The organism is Bacteroides hominis, assembly GCF_033042785.2.
Classification (GTDB): domain Bacteria; phylum Bacteroidota; class Bacteroidia; order Bacteroidales; family Bacteroidaceae; genus Bacteroides; species Bacteroides hominis.
The window spans coordinates 2,013,968-2,029,773 of sequence record NZ_CP178829.1; the positions used below are offsets into that span (position 1 = coordinate 2,013,968).

General features: G+C 38.4%; 15 protein-coding genes and 2 pseudogenes. All 17 read left to right on the forward strand.

All coding sequences use genetic code 11. The annotated features are described in order from the left end of the window. The first annotated feature begins 1 nt into the window (after position 1). The 17 genes and pseudogenes from R3O62_RS08515 to R3O62_RS08595 all read left to right on the forward strand — a co-directional run bounded on the left by R3O62_RS08515 (position 2) and on the right by R3O62_RS08595 (position 15,799). A complete protein-coding gene (locus tag R3O62_RS08515) occupies positions 2-1,210 on the forward strand; it encodes a polysaccharide biosynthesis protein (protein WP_005784941.1) in 1,209 nt (402 codons plus the stop codon). Positions 1,211-1,215: 5 nt separating this feature from the next. Then, the gene (locus R3O62_RS08520; protein ID WP_235331941.1) at positions 1,216-2,364 is read left to right on the forward strand and encodes a LegC family aminotransferase; all 1,149 of its coding nucleotides are present in this window, start codon (positions 1,216-1,218) and stop codon (positions 2,362-2,364) included. A 21-nt stretch (positions 2,365-2,385) separates the two neighbouring features. Then, positions 2,386-3,450, forward strand: coding sequence for a sugar phosphate nucleotidyltransferase (locus tag R3O62_RS08525; RefSeq protein WP_235331942.1), 1,065 nt, complete (start codon positions 2,386-2,388; stop codon positions 3,448-3,450). Between the two features lies 1 nt (position 3,451). Continuing rightward, entirely contained in the window at positions 3,452-4,624 is a 1,173-nt protein-coding gene (locus R3O62_RS08530) for a glycosyltransferase (protein ID WP_115472200.1), read from the forward strand. Continuing rightward, a complete protein-coding gene (locus R3O62_RS08535) occupies positions 4,621-5,709 on the forward strand; it encodes an EpsG family protein (RefSeq protein WP_269110068.1) in 1,089 nt (362 codons plus the stop codon). Before R3O62_RS08530 ends, R3O62_RS08535 begins: the two co-directional genes overlap by 4 nt. An 11-nt stretch (positions 5,710-5,720) precedes the next feature. Further along, entirely contained in the window at positions 5,721-6,710 is a 990-nt protein-coding gene (locus R3O62_RS08540) for a glycosyltransferase (RefSeq protein WP_250710125.1), read from the forward strand. Between the two features lies 1 nt (position 6,711). Further along, the gene (locus tag R3O62_RS08545) at positions 6,712-7,851 is read left to right on the forward strand and encodes a glycosyltransferase (protein WP_220654254.1); all 1,140 of its coding nucleotides are present in this window, start codon (positions 6,712-6,714) and stop codon (positions 7,849-7,851) included. Further along, positions 7,845-9,305 carry an MBOAT family O-acyltransferase gene (locus R3O62_RS08550; RefSeq protein ID WP_250710126.1) on the forward strand — a complete coding sequence of 487 codons (1,461 nt, stop codon included), beginning with the start codon at positions 7,845-7,847 and terminating at the stop codon, positions 9,303-9,305. Before R3O62_RS08545 ends, R3O62_RS08550 begins: the two co-directional genes overlap by 7 nt. Positions 9,306-9,310: 5 nt before the next feature. Then, positions 9,311-10,216 carry a hypothetical protein gene (locus tag R3O62_RS08555; RefSeq protein WP_250710127.1) on the forward strand — a complete coding sequence of 302 codons (906 nt, stop codon included), beginning with the start codon at positions 9,311-9,313 and terminating at the stop codon, positions 10,214-10,216. A gap of 394 nt (positions 10,217-10,610) precedes the next feature. Further along, positions 10,611-11,315, forward strand: a pseudogene (locus R3O62_RS08560) (UDP binding domain-containing protein); the annotation flags it as partial. Positions 11,316-11,320: 5 nt separating this feature from the next. Beyond that, positions 11,321-12,073, forward strand: a complete 753-nt coding sequence (locus R3O62_RS08565; protein ID WP_005784969.1) for a glycosyltransferase family 2 protein — start codon at positions 11,321-11,323, stop codon at positions 12,071-12,073. Then, complete coding sequence (locus R3O62_RS08570) at positions 12,074-12,592, forward strand: acyltransferase (protein ID WP_014298267.1); 519 nt, start codon at positions 12,074-12,076, stop codon at positions 12,590-12,592. It abuts the gene before it with no gap. Between the two features lie 13 nt (positions 12,593-12,605). After that, a complete protein-coding gene (locus R3O62_RS08575) occupies positions 12,606-13,196 on the forward strand; it encodes a sugar transferase (protein ID WP_005784973.1) in 591 nt (196 codons plus the stop codon). A gap of 129 nt (positions 13,197-13,325) precedes the next feature. Further along, positions 13,326-13,696, forward strand: a pseudogene (locus tag R3O62_RS08580) (IS66 family transposase); the annotation flags it as partial. Positions 13,697-13,804: 108 nt separating this feature from the next. Then, positions 13,805-14,938, forward strand: a complete 1,134-nt coding sequence (locus tag R3O62_RS08585; RefSeq protein WP_250710128.1) for a DegT/DnrJ/EryC1/StrS family aminotransferase — start codon at positions 13,805-13,807, stop codon at positions 14,936-14,938. 106 nt (positions 14,939-15,044) lie between these two features. Further along, positions 15,045-15,140, forward strand: a complete 96-nt coding sequence (locus R3O62_RS08590; protein ID WP_367627277.1) for a helix-turn-helix domain-containing protein — start codon at positions 15,045-15,047, stop codon at positions 15,138-15,140. Between the two features lie 179 nt (positions 15,141-15,319). Next, positions 15,320-15,799, forward strand: coding sequence for an HU family DNA-binding protein (locus R3O62_RS08595; protein ID WP_250711233.1), 480 nt, complete (start codon positions 15,320-15,322; stop codon positions 15,797-15,799). Positions 15,800-15,806: the final 7 nt, after the last annotated feature.

Sequence of the window (15,806 nt, forward strand, 5' to 3'; positions counted from 1 at the left end):
AATGTTTGTACTTGACAAATTCATAGCCGACAATGTCATTATGCGTCCTCACAGTATGTTCGAGGATGACATTGAGGCAAACCGAGAGATGCTTACCTGCGAGATTGAGGGTAAGTCAGTATGCGTCATTGGTGGAGCAGGTTCCATTGGTTCCAGCTACATTCGTGCTATCTGTCGATTCCGACCTGCCAAGCTCGTTGTGATCGACCTTAACGAGAATGGGCTTGCCGAACTCACGCGCGACCTCCGTTCTATTGACGGAATGTACGTGCCTGAGGAGTTCCGCACCTACACTCTCAACTTTGCCGATCCAATCTTCGAGCGTATCTTCCGTGATGAGAAGGGCTTTGATATCGTTGCCAACTTCTCTGCCCATAAGCACGTACGTTCCGAGAAGGATAAGTACTCTGTGCAGGCGCTTATCGAGAACAACGATATCAAGGCAAAGAAGCTGATGGATTTGTTGACTGTATATCCACCAAAGCACTTCTTCTGTGTGTCAACCGATAAGGCTGCAAATCCAGTCAACATCATGGGTGCCAGCAAGCGCATTATGGAAGATCTCGTGATGGCATACAACCAATATTTTAAGATCACTACCGCACGCTTTGCCAATGTGGCTTTCTCCAACGGTTCATTACCTGACGGTTGGATACATCGCCTCCAGAAGAAGCAGCCGCTCGTTGCTCCATCCGATGTTCTCCGCTACTTTGTATCGCTTGAGGAGAGCGGTCAGATCTGTATGTTGGCTTGCATCTTAGGCAAACCAGGAGAAATCTTTTTTCCTAAATTGGGCGAGGAACAGATGCTGACTTTCTCAACCATCTGCGACAAGTTTGTTGAGGAGGAAGGCTATGCCAAGAAGGAGTTCACCACTGATGCCGAGGCAAAGAAGTTTGCTGCTCAGATGCCATACGATTCCGATACCTATCCGGTGGTTTACTTCAAGAGTGACACCACTGGTGAGAAGGCATACGAGGAGTTCTATGTACCAGGAGAGAAGATTGACATGGATCGCTTCACTAGCCTTGGTGTGGTGTGCGAAAGCACCCGCAGACCGATGAATGAGGTCAATGAGTTTTTCACTGAATTAGAGGGTATCTTCCACAAGGACGACTTCACAAAGGCAGAAATCGTAACCGCAATCAAGGGCTTCATCCCTAACTTTGAACACGAGGAGAAAGGTAAAAATTTGGATCAGAAAATGTAATCATTATGGCAGGCTATAGTAAAATAATTAACTTCATAAAAGATCTTTACGGCAACCAGGAATTCACACCCCTTGCCGTTCCAAAGTTCATTGGTAACGAGAAGAAGTATCTCGAAGAGTGTATTGACACCACTTTCGTGTCGTCAGTGGGCAAGTTTGTTGATCGTTTTGAGGATGATATGGCTCGCTACACTGGATGTAAGCGTGCAGTTGTTTGTGTAAGTGGTACCAATGCCCTCCACATGGCGCTTATGCTCTCGGGCGTGGAGCGTGACGATGAGGTGCTCACTCAAGCGCTTACCTTCATTGCCACCTGCAACGCCCTCTCGTACATTGGTGCGCACCCAGTGTTCATTGATGTCGATAAGAGCACCATGGGACTCTCGCCTGATGCTATCAAGAAGTGGTTTGCCAAGAATGCAGAGATTCGCAATGGCCAGTGTTACAACAAGAACACTGGTCGCAGAGTGAAGGCTTGTGTACCTATGCACACTTTCGGACATCCTGTCCGCATAGAGGAACTGGCAGCTGTTTGCGAGGAGTATCACATTCAACTTGTGGAGGATGCAGCCGAGTCTATCGGTTCGCTCTACAATGGCAAGCACACCGGTACATTCGGCAAGGTAGCTGCAGTTTCGTTCAACGGCAACAAGACCATCACCACTGGTGGTGGCGGTATGATGCTATTCAATGACGAGGAGTTGGGTGCGTATGCCAAGCACATCACCACTCAAGCTAAGGTACCACATCGTTGGGAGTTCCGCCACGACCACATCGGCTACAACTACCGTATGCCTAATATCAATGCAGCCCTTGGTTGCGCTCAGTTGGAGAACCTTGATGTTTACATTGCCGACAAACGTGCAGTGGCAGCGGCATACGCTGAGTTCTTCAAGAATGTGGACGATATTGAGTTCTTCAACGAACCAGAGAACTGCTTCTCAAACTACTGGCTCAACGTAGTGATCCTCAAGGACAAGGAAGCACAACTTGACTTCCTGCAGCAGACCAATGACAACAAGGTCATGACCCGTCCTATTTGGGAGCTCATGACCCGTTTGCCAATGTTCGAGCATTGCGAGAACGATGGCCTCAAGAACACCATCTGGTTTGCCGATCGTGTGGTTAATATTCCGTCAAGTGTAAGACTGTAAGAAATAGGAAAGAGGATTTCCATGAATAATACATCTAAGATTCAAAATAAAATAATAAGCGTCAATGACACCATTATTTCTGCATTGAGAAAAATGGATGGTCATCGCACCAAACTTGTCTTCGTCTTTGACGGAGATAAGTTTGATTGTATCTTGACCATTGGTGACATACAGCGTGCAATCATCCGTCATTCAACCCTTACTGATGCTGTTTCAACCATATTGGATAGAAATAAAATCTATGCTTCTGATAAAGATTCGATAGAGCATATCAAGGAGGTCATGATGGCAGAGCTCATCGACTGTATGCCTGTGCTGAATGACAATGGCGAAATTGTAGATATATTGTTCTGGCATGATGTCTTCACAGAAACTACAATCGCTGAAAATCGTGAGAAGATAGAGCTTTCTGTAGTCATCATGGCAGGAGGCAAAGGTACACGTCTAAAACCTATAACTAATGTAATCCCTAAGCCTCTGATTCCAATTGGAGACAAAACTATCCTAGAGGAAATCATGGATCAGTTTGAGAGTATTGGCAGCAAGCAATTCTACATGTCAGTTAATTACAAGAGCGACATGATGCGTTTCTACCTTGACCAACTCGACCACAAGTATAACATCGAGTTATTCGAGGAAACTAAACCTCTAGGGACTATCGGTAGTGTATCACTTTTGAAGGGGAAGATTACCAAACCTTTCTTTGTCAGCAATTGTGATATAGTTATTGATCAGGACTATCGTGACGTATATGAGTACCATCAGCAAAACAACAATGATATTACCATAGTTACTGCAGTCAAGAGCATCCGCATCCCTTACGGTGTGATTGAGACCGGAGAGAATGGCCTTATGACAGGGCTGAAGGAGAAACCCGAGCAGACCTATATGATCAATACTGGTGTGTATATCCTCAATCCGGAATTGATTGATGAAATTCCTGAAGGCGAGTTTTTCCACATCACCCATCTCATGGAGAAGGTGAAGGCGCGTGGAGGTCGTGTCGGTTGCTTCCCTGTAAGCGAACACGCATGGAGAGATATGGGTGAATGGCCTGAGTATTTGCGAATGATTAATGTTAGATAGGATGAAAGTCTTAATATTGTATCCAACGGAGAACCAGGCTTCATTGATTAAGGGGTGTGTTGATAATTTGCATTTTAAGGGGATAAAAACTTTTGCCTTAAATAAGAATACTTGGGATTATTACACGTTAGATAGTGCTGAGTTTAGAACAGTTATAAACCATCTTGAACGGTGGCGCCTAATTATGCATTCTCCAATTGCTCAAAAAATTGTGTTCCACTCATACTATCTTCTATCTAAATCAATAGGTTCTATTTTTGGGGACTTTGATGTTGTAGATTATAATTTCTATTCTGATGTTATTTATGATAAATTAATTGTATATGGGAAAAATGTTGGGATAAAGCAAGTAATCTCTTTTTGGGGGTCTGATTTCTATCGTGTGAGTGATTCAACAAAGGAAAGAAGAAGAAAATATATTGATTTAATAGATGCTATCCATCTGGAGACTATAAATGTAAAAAATGATTTCCTTAATTATTATAATGATTATAAAACCAAGATAAAGGTATGCAATTATGGTATAGGGTTGTTTAATCAAATAGATGAACTTGTTAATACAAGGAAAAGTATAGATAGAAATAAATTTTATGGTTGCAATGTTGATGGCAAAATAATAATCACCTGTGGATATAATGCCCGTAAAGGACAGCAGCATGAATTGATGATTCGAGCGTTAGAAATGCTTGATGATTCTGTTAAAGAAAAAATACATGTTGTCTTTCCTATGACATATGCATCAGACGATTCTGTTAGGGCAGATGTTGAGAAAGAACTTGATTCTGTGAACTTCAGTTATACTTGTATGACACGTTTGTTAAGTTTAGAAGAATTGGCATTATTGCGTATGAATTCAGATATTTATATAAATATGCAAATATCTGATTCTTTTTCATCTTCTACTATGGAGTATTTCTACACAGGAAATATTATTATAATTGGCGAATGGTTGCCCTATAAGTTCTTAAAATCAGAATATGGTATAGATTACACGGAAACATCGAAGTCTCAGCTAACGAGAAATTTAACTAGTGTAATTAGTGACATTAAGAATAAAAAAGATTGTGCAGCCAAAAATAAACCTATAGTTCGTCTTTTATGTTCATGGTCAAATGTTTCCGAAAGACTTTGTTCTATGTATATGGAACTAACCCCATACCAATATAAACAATGATTTATATAGCTCTTTTGTTTGTAGTTTGCTTTTATCTACATATAGCAACTAGAGGAGAACAAAGATTATTAGCTTGTAAAAAAAAATCATATAAACGGGCAAGTGGTTTTTTTGTATCTTTTTTAATTCTCGCTTTTTTTTCAGCTATCCGAGACGATTGTGGATGCGACTATAATAGCTATATCCTCCATATTGAACGTATCCAAATGGGTAAACTAACGTATATGGAGCCTGGTTTTCAATGGGTTGTTTTATTCTTGGAAAGATATGATACCAATCCTCGCTTTGTAATAATCGTTTTTGCCGTTTTGACAGTCTTTTTTTACTTATTGGCTATTTGGAGACAGAGCACAAATAAATTTATGAGTGTCTACATATTCCTGACATGGGGATATTATTTTATAACGTTTAATACAATCAGAAATTATTTTGCTTTAGCCGTAGTTCTATGTACATTGCCTCTTATAATAAAAAGAAAATACATATGGTTTATAATAATAGTTCTGCTGTCTGCAACTATTCATAAAAGTGCTGTTGTTTGTATTCCTATTTATTATTTAGCAAATAAGATAACACTAACGAAAAAGCATATACTGCCTATTTGTCTGTTTATTATTTTATTGATTTCCTTGCAACCTTTATTAAGATCCTATGCTTTTCTATTCTATGAAAGCTATGAGGATAGCGTTTATGATACAGGCAGAATCTCGATTTTAAATGTACTTAAGGCTCTTGCCGTTATTGGTGTATATGTTAAGTTCCGAAAATACCTAAAGGATGATGAGTTAAGTAAATTATATTTTAATTTAAATGTGGGAGCCTTGATTCTATATTTGGGCGTTTTCTGGCTTCCTGCAATATCCCGCATCGGATTCTATATGAATGCTACGGTTATGCTTTTCTTTCCACGTGTAATAGAAAGTATACCGTCTCTCGGTAAGAGAAAAGAATTCAAAATTATGCTTTATGTTGCTAGCTTTGTGCTTTTTTTGTTATTGCTAAATCAGTTCGCTGCGGAAACCAATAGAGTCTTACCTTATAAAACTTGGCTTTTTGGACGTGGTTATGACCATTATGGTTTTTAATATTACATCATATGAGAACAAAAGTATTATATGTGCTTGTAAGCAATGAAAATGATATTTTTTGGGAACAAACGTTTCTATCGATACAATCACTTCTTCGTACAAATGGCTCAACAAATATTACAGTTTTAATGGATAATCTAACATATTATGGTCTGAAAGATAAGCGAGCAGTACTCCTTTCTCTTATTTCAGAGCCAGTTGTGATAGACCTAGACCAAAATCTGAGTAATAAAGAGAAATCTCGTATATTAAAAACTAATATGCGTAACTATGTAGATGGTGATTTCCTATATATTGATACGGATACAATTATCCTTGGTGATCTGAGTGATATCGATAGATGCGAGTATGACTTAGCTGCTGTTTACGAGCGAAATAGGCCTTTTAAGGATGATTTTGGGCGAGTAAATCATATTGAAACGATGAGACGATTAGGTGGGAATCCGCATAATTCAGATGAGTATTTTAATAGCGGAGTAATGCTAGTAAAAGATACTTTATTTAATCGAGAGTTCTTCGCATCTTGGTTAAAACGTTGGAAACAAGGTGTGGGGCGAAACGTTTATTTTGATCAGCCGTCTTTAGCTTGTGTCAATAAAGAATTCAATAACCCGATTCATGTTCTGGATGGTAAATGGAACTGTCAGGGAAGGTATTGTTTCTGTTACATTCGTGAAGCAAAGATATTTCATTATTTATATGATCGTTTTTTTGATTTCCCTTTGCTTAAAAAAGAGTTTTTTTACAGCTTAAAGGATAATCCGATTATAACACTTGAAATTGAAAGTATTCTACAAAATCCTGTAAGATATGTATCCCCTATAAATGAGATTATAACAGGAGGGGAAGTAAAAAGGATGCGATCAAGAATGTATTCTGGAATTCGTTCTATAGACATGAAGTATCCTACATTTTATAATTTGATTGAGAAATGCTTAGATAATATTTATAAATTCTTTCTAAGCTTTAAAAAAAGGAAATTAGCTCCTCCTAGATAATATGGCATATATTGTAGATTTGTCAGGTAAAGTGCCTCTATACGATGAGGCTCTTTATAATGCTTTGAAAGCCTTGCCTTTTGATTGCCGTTTATTGCTTCCCTCCGAGGGTTTGGCTTGTCTTATACCTAAAAAATATAAAAGTAGTACAAGCAAAATCAAACGACTTCTGAAATTGTTTGAGGGATTAGTTAATTACTTGATTGTCATTAGTGTTGTAATCGTTAAACATCCTGATATTTTACATTTTCAATGGCTTCCATTTTTGGAATTTTGTGGAGTTGAGCGATATGTGTTAAAGATAATGAAAATATTAAGTCCGAATACGTCTTTCGTATTAACAGTCCATAATTTGTATCCTCACAATATAAGCAATACTCAAAAGAAATCGTATGAAAAAAGATTCATGACCGTGTCAAAGTATTTGGATTCATTTATTGTACATACGGAAGTAAGTAGAAAAGAATTATGTGCAACATTTAGAATTGATTATAACAAAACAAACGTTTGCTGGCATGGCGTTTTTGTACCTAATTCTGGTTATAGTTATATTGGTGACGGGAATAATTGCAAGATAAAAATTTTACAGTTTGGGCTGCATTCATATTACAAAGGTACAGATTTATTGGTGGAAGCGGTTAATCTTCTTGGTAAAGAGTACAGAGATAAAATAGAATTGGAACTAATTGGGCAGGTGAGTGCAAGATACAAGGAGGAAATAGATAGAAAAGATACATTCAATATGGCAAACTGGACGCCTTATTTTCTTGAGGAAACAGTGTTGCATACGAGAATCCAACAGGCTGATATCATTGTTCTGCCATATCGTGCCATATCTCAAAGTGGAGTATTACTGTTGAGTATATATTTTGAGAAATTAGTTATTTGTGCAGATTTGCCATCATTTGTTGAAACATTGTCAGTAGATATAGATGATGCTATTGCGAAGAGTTTCTTTTTCAAGACAAATGATGCCGAATCGTTAAAGCATAGGATCCAAGAATACATTAATCAAGATTTGCCGGAAATGGAGATGCGAAAACATTTGTCACGATTAAAAAAACTATATTCTTGGGATAATGCCGCTAGACAAACATTATCTGTATACCATAAATTTCTCGAAGATAATAAATTATGTTGATAAACACTTTCGGATTTGCTGTTGTATTTCTCGTTATTTTCATACTATATTGGCTGGTACCCACTCAATTGATACGGATAAGGAATATTTTTCTATTATTAGTAAGCTATCTACTATACCTTAATTGGAAACCATCGTTTGCTCTAGTATTGTTTGGAGTTACTGCTATTACCTATATGGGGGGGGCAGTTCTTGTGCAAGAGGATTACGGTTTAGATGATTATAGTTCAAAGCGTAAGAAGGCACTTTGCTGGTGCTTTGCTATTTTGGGTTTGCTCCCATTGTTGGTTTATAAGTATTATAATTTCCTTAATTACAGTATTACCTCCTTACTAGAATCTGCTGGCTTGCACTTCGAATTACCAGGGCTCAACTGGGCTATACCTGTAGGCATTTCATTTTTTACCTTCCAAGCCGTTGGTTACTTGCTGGATGTTTACCACAAGCGTGTTCCAATTGAAAAGAATTTCCTAGATTATGCACTTTTTGTAAGTTTCTTCCCTCAAATCACATCTGGGCCAATCAGCACTGCAAAAGATATTTTGCCTCAATTCAAAAAGAAACAGAAGTTTGATTATATACAAGCTCGTCATGGCTTACTTTTTCTCTTGTGGGGGCTATTTATAAAATCCGTAATCGCAGATAGAGCAGGTATTTACGTAGATTCTGTATATTCGGCAATAGATAGTTTCCCTGCTATCAATTGTCTGTTAGCTAGTATCCTTTATACATTACAGATATATGCGGATTTTGCTGGCTATTCGTTTATGGCAGTAGGTGTTGCTAGTTTATTAGGTTTTAAAATTGTAAATAATTTTAAAAGGCCTTATTTGGCAGCTTCTGTAACTGAGTTTTGGAGAAGATGGCATATTTCATTAACAAGGTGGCTAACATCTCATATATACATAAATCTAGGCGGAAGTCGTTGTTCCAAAATAAGAAACTATTTTAATATTTTAGTTACTTTTTTTGTGTCTGGACTTTGGCATGGTGCAAATTGGACATTCATAGTATGGGGTGCGCTTCATGGTCTATTCCAGATTATGGAAAAAGCATTGTTTGGTGATATAATTAAGAAAGAGTTGAAACAAATAAAGCATCATCTCACATTATTGAGATTTTGTAGAATAATTGTTACTTTCTTACTGGTTAATTTTGCATGGATTTTCTTTCGAATGCCATCATTGTCTGATTCTATGGCTTTTATTAAGAAAATATTATCTTCATTTTGTCATTTCGATTTTAATATGGTTGGAGTTGTAATGCTGGCATATCTTGTGTTGGGTTTGATTCCTTTAATAATATTTGAATTCATACAAGAGTATTGCCCATTATTTTTAAGAAAGGCAGAAGAATATGTTGTGATAAGATGGGCGACTTATTTATTCCTTGCTTTAGGCTTTGTGCTGTTTGGTGTACATGATAATTCTCAGTTTATATATGTAAGTTTCTAACGTTAATGAAAAAGTTTATTATAAAAGCAATTTCTTTTGTCTTTCTTTTTGTTTTCATAGACTTTTTTTCTGGGCTCGTTTTCGATACACTTAAAAAAAACGCAAAAGGAGGGAGTACCCAGAACAACTATCATATTATGAAAGAATGTACTGATGATATAATTATTTTAGGATCATCGCGTGCTATTCATCACTACATGCCTACAGTGATTGAAGATTCTACTCAAATGAGTTGTTATAATTGCGGAGAAGAAGGTAATGGGTCCATTCTTGCTGCTGCAAGGTTAAAGATGATTCTTTCTAGATATAACCCAAAACTGGTTATATATGAAGTAACACCAGGATATGACTACTTGATGGATATTAGTTATACGCAGTATTTAAGATATTTGAAACCTTATTATGCCGAACCCAATGTTAAAAACATTGTTGATCGGTTTGTAGATAAAAATACCCGTTTAACCCTCAGGTCTAATCTGTATAAAGAAAACTCTGCATCTATCGCATATCTATTGGATAATATAACATATAGAGACAACCTTAAGGGATTTGCACCTTTGCATACAACAATGAAACAAGGTACAACTTTTAAACTAGACACCACTCCGCCTGTTGTAGATTTGAAAAAGTCTATTTTATTAGAAGAAATGGTACAAGAATGTAGAGACCTTGATATTCCCTTTCTTTTTGTCGTTAGTCCAATGTACATACCATTAGAATCTTGTTATTATGATGAGGCTCGTAGAATTGCAACGAAATACGGTGTTCCCTTTATATCACATATTAAGGAAAAGGGGTTTTGCGGTAATTATCTTTATTTTCAAGATAATTCACACATGAACGAGAAAGGAGCCTATGAATATAGCAAGATATTTGCTCATGAATTAAAGAGTTTTGGGTGGGTAAAATAAGAACTTGTATTTAACAGAAACTGGTTGAGATGTTTCACGAAAATTAAGGAAATAATAGAAATACCATTCAGATATCTGCTGGTCAATGGTATTCGCTCGAAGTACTTGAGTCTGGAACAGTGATTATCGAAGCGAAAGATAGATAAGAACTCAATCGCTTCGTAAATGTCCCCACTTACCACCTTTTTTTGATAGGTAAAAGTGCAGTACCTTTGCGTCATAACCTAAAAGAATAAGGAAAATGCTAAATTACAAAACAAATTTCAAGAAAGTGCAAACTCTTTACGAGCTTTGTACCAATGGTATGGATTTGGAGGAATTCTACCAAGAGTCAGGAGCAAATTATACCAAGTTCGTTGTATGGTAGCGAAAATAATTATGGACTATTGAATAATTCCGGTGTGATTTTATGGATATTTCCTCGGCTGAAATGGATAAATATGCAGCTAATTCAACGTTGGCTACCCGTATTAGTTTCATGAATGACATTGCTAATTTATGTGAGTTAGTAGGGGCAAATGTAAATATGGTGCGGATAGCCGTATAGGTCGTAAATTTTTATACCTAGGTTGTGCTTATGGTGGTTCTTGCTTTCCGAAAGATGTGAAGGCTTTAATAAAAACTGCTGTGAAGAACGGATATGATATGAGGGTACTGAATGCAGTGGAAGCAGTGAATGAAAGTCAAAAGAATATTTTATTTGAGGAATTTGAGAATTATTTTAATGGGGATATAAAAGGGAAAAGGTAGCTATTTGGAGACTTGCTTTCAAGCCTGAAGCTGATGACATACGAGAGGCACCAGCATTGGTGTTGATTGATAGTCTGTTGAAAGAAGGCTGTGAGATTTGTGCATACGTTCCGGTGGCAATGGATGAATGTAAACGACGTATTGGGGTGTGATCTCATACGGGAAGAATATGTATGATACAGTGATTGATGCGGATGATATTTTTCATGTAACAGAATGGAAAAAGTTCCGCATGCCAAGCTGGGGAGTCACAAAGAAGGCTATGAAAGAAATGCAGGTACTGATAGACGGAAGAAATGTATTTAGTGCCTCGGAATTGGGAGGTATTGCTTACTTAAAAATAGGATAATTGTTATGACAGAGGGGCTGGTATCTATAATAATGCCATCGTATAATGCTTCACGGTTTATTGCTGAAAGTATTAATTCTGTTTTTTTACAGGCATATTCGAACTGGGAGTTATTAATAGTGGATGACTGTTCAATGGATAATTCTGTAAGGATAGCACAGAAGTTTGTTGATATAGACAAAAGGGTCAGGTTGTTTCCGTTAGAAAAGAATGTAGGGGCAGCCGCTGCCCGGAATGTTGCTATAGGACAGGCAAAAGGGCAATATATCGCTTTTTTGGATAGTGACGATGTGTGGGAGGAGGATAAATTGAAGAAGCAGTTGGCTTTTATGGAAGAAAATTCTTACGCTTTTACATTTTCTAATTATTATGTGATGGAAGAGGATGGAAGAAAAATAGGGAATATTGTGAGAGTTCCTACTTCTTTGACTTATCATCAATACTTGCGAAATACGATAATTGGCTGTCTGACAGTAATAATTGACAGGAAACAGACCGGTGACTTTAGAATGCCTTTAATAAAAAGCAGCCACGATATGGCCTTGTGGCTGTTGATTATGAAGCGAGGATTTAAAGCATATGGCATGAAGGAGACTTTGGCAGGCTATCGCTTGGTTTCAACTTCCAATACTGCAAAAAAATGGAAAGCCGCAAAGGATGTCTGGAAAGTATATCGAAAGATTGAGGGATTGTCTGTTTTATATGCGATGTATTGTTTTTGTGGGTATGTGTTGCATGCTGTATTAAAAAGAATTTGAATGATGACTAATATACGTAAAGAGACCTTTTACTCTTACTTATGGCGTAAAGTTTATAAGGAACCTCCTCCTTACTATTGTTACTATTCTTTATTGACAATAATTTTAAAGCCAATAAGGAAATGGTTTTCAGCAGTATTGATACCTACCATTCCTTTTTCTAATTTGAGAGTACAATGCTATAGATGGTGCGGTTATAAAATAGGTAAAAACACCTTTATCGGAATGCGTTGTTATTTGGATGACATGTGTTATGATTTGATTGAAATAGGTGATGATGTAATTATTTCTTATGGAGTATTCTTTGCTTGTCATGGTCGAAAGCAAGGTCATAACAAATTGGTTATAAGAGATGGTGCTTATATTGGTATGAACTCTTCTATAATTGCCCGTAGTGATGATGGGATAGTAATTGGAAGAAATGCCGTTGTGGGAGCATGCAGTTTGGTAAATAAATCTGTTGCAGATAATTCTGTAGTGGTTGGTGTTCCTGCCAAAGAAATAAGTAAGGTTCAGTAGATATTATAAGTACATGTTCCTAAAATCCATTTTTGACCGTACCGCTTCGTTTTTCGGTCTAATTTTCTTGTTTCCTATTTTGATTATAGTTGGTATTCTGATCCGCATCAAGATGCCCGGTGGTCCTGTGATATTCAAGCAGAGAAGGGTCGGACGACACGGGAAATTGTTTACCATGTACAAATTCCGATCTATGACTGTCAGCCATTCGGGAAGTTCCGTTTCTGTAAGAGGAGAAAACCGTATTACCCCTTTGGGGGCCAAGTTACGGAAATATAAGTTGGATGAATTGCTGGAATTATGGAATGTATTGATAGGTGATATGAGTTTTGTCGGTCCACGTCCTGATGTTCCCGGTTATGCGGACAAATTAGAAGGTGATGATAGAAGAATGCTCCTGCTGAAACCAGGAATCACTGGACCGGCCAGCCTGAAATATAGGGATGAAGAAGAACTTCTGGCAGAACAGGAAAACCCTCAAAAATATAATGATGAAGTACTGTTCCCTGATAAAGTGAGAATCAATATAGAATATTTGGATAATTGGTCCTTCTGGAATGACATCAAAATCATTATTTACACAATACTTGGAAAAGATTTATAAGCTTCTTTCTTTTCTTTTTATTCCCCACTATGTGAGGAAATCGCATAATTGTAAGCAGTCAAAAATTGGCTATTGATTGAAAGGTCTATCTTCGCTGTGAACAAATTTTTATAATTATGTAAAGCTGTGGTGTTGGATAGTGAGCTATCAAAGGATTCAGAATATAGAAGTCAGTATTATATTGAAGCTCTTAATTATCTGAATCGATTCTGGAAAGAGATATTTGCTTTCTTAGATGATGGGGAACTTCCGATAGACAACAGTCTTGCTGAGCGCACCATTCGAAAGCTGACTACTCAACGAAACAATTCACTTCATTACGGTAGTGAGCTGGTGCTGAAATGGCTGCTACATATCGCAGTGTGATTGGAACGGCAAAGCTTCATGGTAGTTCTATTTGGAACTTCATCGGAACTTTTTTCAAAAATATCTTTAACGGATGCAGGGATTATGTTAACATGGTTCCTGATAAAATCACTTTGGCTCCAAGCCAATGTTAAATTCAAAACTAATTTATTAACAAAACTCAGTTTAGGGCACAGTAATGTGTTCTTTCAAAGGGGTATGCCCTAAATTGAGTGCTTACAATAAACATAGATAATTTCGTTATGAATAAGCGAATCTGGCTTTCGCTTGCTCACATGGGTGGCCGTGAGCAAGACTTTATAAAAGAGGCCTTTGATACGAACTGGGTTGTGCCTTTGGGGCCTAACGTGGATGCTTTTGAGCAATCTTTGGCCGAATACTTACATGAAGACCGCCATGTGGTGGCCTTGAGTGCTGGAACGGCTGCACTTCACTTGGGCTTGATTCTTCTGGATGTAAAACCCGGTGATGAAGTGATCTGCCAAAGTTTTACTTTTGCCGCCTCTGCCAATCCGATTTCTTATCTGGAGGCCAAACCTGTTTTTGTTGACAGTGAGAAGGATACGTGGAATATGGATCCGGTATTGCTTGAGGAGGCCATAAAGGACCGTTTGCGCAAGACGGGTAAGCTTCCGAAAGCGATTATTCCGGTTCACCTTTATGGTATGCCTGCCAAGATGGACGAGATCATGGAGATTGCCGGTCGTTATGGGATTCCGGTTCTGGAAGATGCTGCCGAGGCGTTGGGTTCGGAATTGAACGGACAGAGATGTGGAACCTTTGGCGAACTGGCAGCGCTTTCTTTCAATGGGAATAAGATGATTACCACTTCCGGTGGAGGGGCTCTGATTTGTCGCACGGAGGAAGAGGCCCGGCAAACAAAGTTCTACGCTACGCAGGCTCGTGATGCCGCTCCACATTATCAGCATACCCACATCGGTTACAACTATCGGATGAGTAATATTTGTGCGGGTATCGGTCGTGGGCAGATGTTTGTCCTCGATGAACATGTTGCCCGAAGACGGGCTATACATACTCTTTATACGGAGTTGCTTAAGGACGTTCCCGGTATAACGGTTCTTCAAAACCCTGATGGGAGGTTTGATTCAAATTTCTGGTTAACTTGTATCCTGGTTGATCCGAGTGTTGCCGGTAAGACTCGTGAGGACATTCGTTTGAAACTGGATGCCGAGAATATAGAGACTCGTCCGTTATGGAAGCCTATGCATCTTCAGCCTGTATTTGTAGATGCTCCATTCTATGGAAACGGTACGAGTGAACACTTATTTGATATCGGCCTTTGTCTGCCTTCAGGACCGACATTGACGGATGAAGATATCAGGAGAGTAGTAGATACGATCAGACAAGATATGTAAAAGTATACCCGTTGGGGTATAAATAAATACTGTGCTCCCACTTTTATACCATATCGGGTATAAAAGTGGGAGTCTTTTATTATACTTGTCCCTCAACGGGTATAATATGGAAAATCAAACGATAGCAGAATACGTAAAACAAATGCGTAGGGAAACCGGACTAATACAGGTGGAACTGTCAGAGAAGGCCGGTGTAGATTAGGTTTTGTACATGCGTTGAAACTGTTGATAATATGATACTTATAACTTTCCCTGAGGGATCGGTTCCGGATGCCCTGTTTTCCTTTGTCATCTTCCTGTAAATGTTCACCTTTGTGGCGTTGATCAACGAAATGTGAATAAAATCAGTAGTAATAACATGAAGAAAAGGAGATTAGGAATATGACTTTATTTTATAAAGCAGTGCAATCGACCATGGCAACTAAGGCCGGTGACAAGAAGTGGCATTTGAATCTGGTGAAGATAGGTAAAACGGTGTCCACCCAGCAACTGGCAGAGATGATTGCGGAGAAGTCGTCATTGACTCCGGGTGATGTGCATAATGTGGTCCGGAACTTAATGACGGCAATGCGCAGCGAGTTATTGAACAGTAAGACGGTACGCCTGGAAGGATTGGGTACTTTTACGATGAAGGCGCGTAGCCGTGGAAGGGGAGTAGACAAAGAGGAGGATGTCAATCCGAACCAGGTGGGAGCTCTTCTCTGTCACTTCACACCGGAATATACCCGGCCTGCCGCTATTGGCACTACCCGTGCTTTGCTTCAGGGTGTTGAGTTTCAGAAGATAGGCGGTATCGGCACTTCGGGCGGTAATGGCTCTGGAAATGGTGATGGAGACATTGTGGATGATCCGACTGCATAATAACTTT

Excerpts from the sequence above, each read along its gene's own strand:
- R3O62_RS08595 (WP_250711233.1), top strand. The coding sequence starts at position 15,320 with ATGACTTTATTTTATAAAGCAGTGCAATCGACCATGGCAACTAAGGCC.
- R3O62_RS08540 (WP_250710125.1), top strand. The coding sequence starts at position 5,721 with ATGAGAACAAAAGTATTATATGTGCTTGTAAGCAATGAAAATGATATT.
- R3O62_RS08575 (WP_005784973.1), top strand. The coding sequence starts at position 12,606 with ATGTTCCTAAAATCCATTTTTGACCGTACCGCTTCGTTTTTCGGTCTA.
- R3O62_RS08530 (WP_115472200.1), top strand. The coding sequence starts at position 3,452 with ATGAAAGTCTTAATATTGTATCCAACGGAGAACCAGGCTTCATTGATT.
- R3O62_RS08570 (WP_014298267.1), top strand. The coding sequence starts at position 12,074 with ATGATGACTAATATACGTAAAGAGACCTTTTACTCTTACTTATGGCGT.
- R3O62_RS08550 (WP_250710126.1), top strand. The coding sequence starts at position 7,845 with ATGTTGATAAACACTTTCGGATTTGCTGTTGTATTTCTCGTTATTTTC.
- R3O62_RS08520 (WP_235331941.1), top strand. The coding sequence starts at position 1,216 with ATGGCAGGCTATAGTAAAATAATTAACTTCATAAAAGATCTTTACGGC.
- R3O62_RS08565 (WP_005784969.1), top strand. The coding sequence starts at position 11,321 with ATGACAGAGGGGCTGGTATCTATAATAATGCCATCGTATAATGCTTCA.
- R3O62_RS08585 (WP_250710128.1), top strand. The coding sequence starts at position 13,805 with ATGAATAAGCGAATCTGGCTTTCGCTTGCTCACATGGGTGGCCGTGAG.
- R3O62_RS08555 (WP_250710127.1), top strand. The coding sequence starts at position 9,311 with ATGAAAAAGTTTATTATAAAAGCAATTTCTTTTGTCTTTCTTTTTGTT.
- R3O62_RS08545 (WP_220654254.1), top strand. The coding sequence starts at position 6,712 with ATGGCATATATTGTAGATTTGTCAGGTAAAGTGCCTCTATACGATGAG.
- R3O62_RS08590 (WP_367627277.1), top strand. The coding sequence starts at position 15,045 with ATGGAAAATCAAACGATAGCAGAATACGTAAAACAAATGCGTAGGGAA.
- R3O62_RS08525 (WP_235331942.1), top strand. The coding sequence starts at position 2,386 with ATGAATAATACATCTAAGATTCAAAATAAAATAATAAGCGTCAATGAC.
- R3O62_RS08515 (WP_005784941.1), top strand. The coding sequence starts at position 2 with ATGTTTGTACTTGACAAATTCATAGCCGACAATGTCATTATGCGTCCT.
- R3O62_RS08535 (WP_269110068.1), top strand. The coding sequence starts at position 4,621 with ATGATTTATATAGCTCTTTTGTTTGTAGTTTGCTTTTATCTACATATA.